A 3,757-nucleotide genomic window follows, 5' to 3' on the forward strand; every position below is an offset into this window, starting at 1 on the left:
ATTATAATAATATAATAGATAAAACTACTTCTTATCGAATTAAATTAATTAAAAAACAATTACAACGAAATCTTCGAAAGGAATTAATTCTAAATCAAAGAAAATATTTATATATGAGTAGAAAATTGCAAAAAATGCCCAGAAATAGTATGTTTATAAGAAATTCAAATAGATGTCGAATAACTGGGCGTTCTAAAGGATTTTATAGAAAATGGGGACTTTCTCGTTTTCTTTTTAGAGATTATGCAAATAGAGGACTTTTACCCGGAGTTATCAAATATTCATGGTAATTTCGGGTGATATGGTCTAATGGTATGGCAAGGGACTGCAAATCCTTTGATTTCAGTTCGAATCTGAATATCACCTTTCTTTGTATGAAAGAAATAGTATGAGTTTGATCCTGGCTCAGGATGAACGCTAATGGTATGCTTAACACATGCAAGTCGACTAATAAATTAAATCTATTAGTGGCGAACGGGTGAGTAACACGTAAGAATCCTTCATTTTGGATTGGAATAAGCTAAAGAAATTTAGTCTAATACCAAATAAGGCTTTTTTAAACAATAAAGATATACTTTTATTTGAAGCTGAAACCAAAAAATGGGCTTGCGGCTGATTAGCTAGTTGGTAAGGTAATAGCTTACCAAGGCGATAATCTGTAGCTGTTTTGAGAAAAAGACCGGCCACATTGGGACTGAGACACGGCCCTAGCTCCTACGGGAGGCAGCAGTGAGGAATATTCCGCAATGGGCGAAAGCCTGACGGAGCAATACCATATGACTGAAGAAGGCAAAGTTGTAAAAGTCTGTTTTTAGGGAAGAAAAAAATGACATTAACTAAAAATTAGTATCGGCTAACTCTGTGCCAGCAGCCGCGGTAATACAGAGGATGCAAGCGTTATCCGGTTTTATTGGGCGTAAAGAGTCTGTAGGTTGTTTTTTATATCTTTTTTTAAAACTTAAAGCTCAACTTTAAGAAAATTAAAGATACTTTAGAACTTGAGACTAATAGAGGCAAAGGGAATTTCTAGTGGAGCGGTGGAATGCATAGATATTGGAAGGACCACCAAAGGCGAAGGCACTTTGCTGGGTTAGTTCTAACACTGAGAGACGAAAGCAAGGGTAGCGAATAGGATTAGATACCCTAGTAGTCCTTGCTGTAAACGATGGGGGCTAGATGTTGGAATTCATTCAGTGTCTAAGTTAACACGCTAAGCCCCCCGCCTGGGGAGTACGGTCGCAAGGCTGAAACTTAAAGGAATTGGCAGGAGCTTACACAATTGGTGGAGCATGTGGTTTAATGCGATGTTACACGCAGAACCTTACCGGGACTTGACATGATTATCTACCTATTTTGTAATGAAAATAGTATATTTCGATATTCACAGGTGGTGCATGGTTGTCAAGTTCGTGTTGTGAAATGTTGGGTTAAGTCCCGCAACGGACGGAACCCTAATTTTTTATTATTTTAGTACATAAAAATTAAAAATTTTAGGATTTCGACAAATCTTTATGCTCCTTATGTCCCGGGCTACACATGTGCTACAATGGTTGACACAATATATTGGTATTTTCAAAATCAATCATAGTTTGGATTATAAACTGAAACTCGTTTATATGAAACCGGAATCAATAGTAATCGCAGGTCAGCTATACTGCGGTGAACCGTCACTGGGCTCGGTACATACCGCCCGTCACACCCTGGAAATTAATCTTATTCTTCGATCGTTCTTCAATATTTGAATAAAATAAAAGAGACTTTCTAAAATAAGGTTATTGACTAAGGTGAAGTCGTAACAAGGTAGCCGTACTGGAAGGTGTGGCTGATGAATAGAATAATTAAGAATAATTAATGATTAAAAAAATAAAAGGTATTGAAAAGATTAAATATAAATAAATGGACTATTAGCTCAGATGGTTAGAGCATACCCCTGATAAGGGTAAGGCGGCTGGTTCAAATCCAGCATGGTCCATTTATTTATATTTCAATTAATTTGAAAATGGGGATATAGCTTAATTTGGTAGAGCGTTGCTTTTGCATAGCAAAGGTTAGCGGTTCAAGTCCGCTTATTTCCATTTTTAAATTAAAGCTACAAAATTCTTTTGGATCAAAATTAAAAAGCATAGAGTAGAATCCTAGGCATCTAAAGGTGAAGAAGGACGTAAAATGTATACGATAAGCTTAATAAGTTGTATTTATTAAGATATCCTAATGGGGTTACCTAAAAAGGAAGGTTTATCTTTTTTATTTTCTTTGGAATTCATAAAAAAGAAAAAATAAACTCAGTGAATTGAACCATCTTAGTAACTGAAGGAACAGAAAGCAACCGCGATTTCCGAAGTAGTGGTGAGCGAAATGGAAATAGTCTTTTATTTGTTCTTTTTTTTATTTTTAGGAAATAATTAAAAATTATACCATAGAAGGTGAATAGTCCAGTACTAAAAAAAAAAGTGTTATTATTTCTTATTAGAATTATGAAATAATAAAACAAGAATAAATAATCACAAGTAATATGGAAGTTACTCCGTATGAAAGAATAAGAACCACCTTATAAGACTAAATACTATTAGATGACCGATAGTGAACAAGTACCGTGAGGGAAAGGTGAAAAGAATTCTTTTTAATAGAAAATGAAATAGTATAAAACTCTATGCTAACAAACAGTAGAAGACTTTATAAAGTTAACTGCGTGCCTGTTGAAGTATGAGCCAACGAGTTAAAAAGAAAGGCTTGGTTAAAAAGTAATCTTTGAAGCCAAAGCGAAGGCAAGTTTTATTTTGTAAAGAAATGGAGCGTCGGTCTTTTTTTTTAGACCCGAAGCCGAGTGATCTACCCATGACCAGGGTGAAACATTTCTGATTGAAATTGGAGGCCCGAACCGACTAATGGTGAAAAATTAGCGGATGAGTTGTGGGTAGGGGCGAAAAACCAATCGAACTCGGCACTAGCTGGTTCTCTCCGAAATGTATTTAGGTACAGCAATAAATAAGAAAAAAAGGGGTAAAGCACTGTTTCATTTGGGGGCTTCGAAAGTTGTACCTCAGTGTGGCAAACTCTGAATACTTTAATTTCTTTTATTTATTAGTGAGACAGCGGGGGATAAGCTCCGTTGTCAAAAGGGGAACAGCCCAGATCACTAGTTAAGGCCTCTAAATAAGAATGATAGTGATAAAGGTTGTAGACGTGCTGAAACCGCCGATAGGTCCGCTCAGAAGCAGCCATCCTTTAACGAGTGCGTAACAGCTCACGGGTTATGAGAGGACTTTATGAAATCTCTTTTCGTGTTTCAAGCGTATTTGCGTCGAAAATTAATGAGACTTAATTCTTTGCCGAAACTGTGGGAATATTTATATATTCGGTAGGAGAGCGTTCTATTTTAATTATTTATTTGATAATTTTTTAAATAGAAGTGAGAATGTTGGCTTAAGTAACGAAAACATTGGTGAAAATCCAATGCCCCGAAATCCCAAGGTTTCCTTCAATAAGGCTCGTCCGAGAAGGGTTAGTCAAGACCTAAGGTGAGGCTGAAAGGCGTAATCGATGGAAAAAAAGTTAATATTCTTTTACTTTTTTTATTAAAGAACAAAATAGAAGGACGAAGATATCAAAATAAATAATAAATGGATTTTATTTATTTTTTTCTATTAGATATAATGTTTTAATTTTTTGAAAAAAAACTGAAAATTTATGTTATTATAGTATTAATTAAAAATAATACAATAATAGAAAAAAAAATCTTCCAAGAAAATTTCTAAAT

General features: G+C 34.8%; 1 protein-coding gene, 3 tRNA genes and 2 rRNA genes. All 6 read left to right on the plus strand.

Annotated features, from left to right (window positions below):
- Positions 1-290, plus strand: a 290-nt coding sequence (gene rpsN / locus JFN88_RS10635; RefSeq protein ID WP_233167696.1) for a 30S ribosomal protein S14, incomplete at its 5' end; no start/stop codon positions are given.
- A 5-nt stretch (positions 291-295) separates the two neighbouring features.
- Positions 296-366: transfer RNA gene (locus JFN88_RS10640), tRNA-Cys, on the plus strand.
- A 16-nt stretch (positions 367-382) separates the two neighbouring features.
- Positions 383-1,838 (plus strand): 16S ribosomal RNA (locus JFN88_RS10645).
- A gap of 60 nt (positions 1,839-1,898) precedes the next feature.
- A tRNA-Ile gene (locus tag JFN88_RS10650) sits at positions 1,899-1,972 on the plus strand.
- Positions 1,973-2,001: 29 nt separating this feature from the next.
- Positions 2,002-2,075, plus strand: a tRNA-Ala gene (locus tag JFN88_RS10655).
- A gap of 29 nt (positions 2,076-2,104) precedes the next feature.
- Positions 2,105-3,757 (plus strand): 23S ribosomal RNA (locus JFN88_RS10660); the annotation flags it as partial.

Source organism: Paenibacillus roseus (genome assembly GCF_016424485.1).
Taxonomy (GTDB): domain Bacteria; phylum Bacillota; class Bacilli; order Paenibacillales; family Paenibacillaceae; genus Paenibacillus_D; species Paenibacillus_D roseus.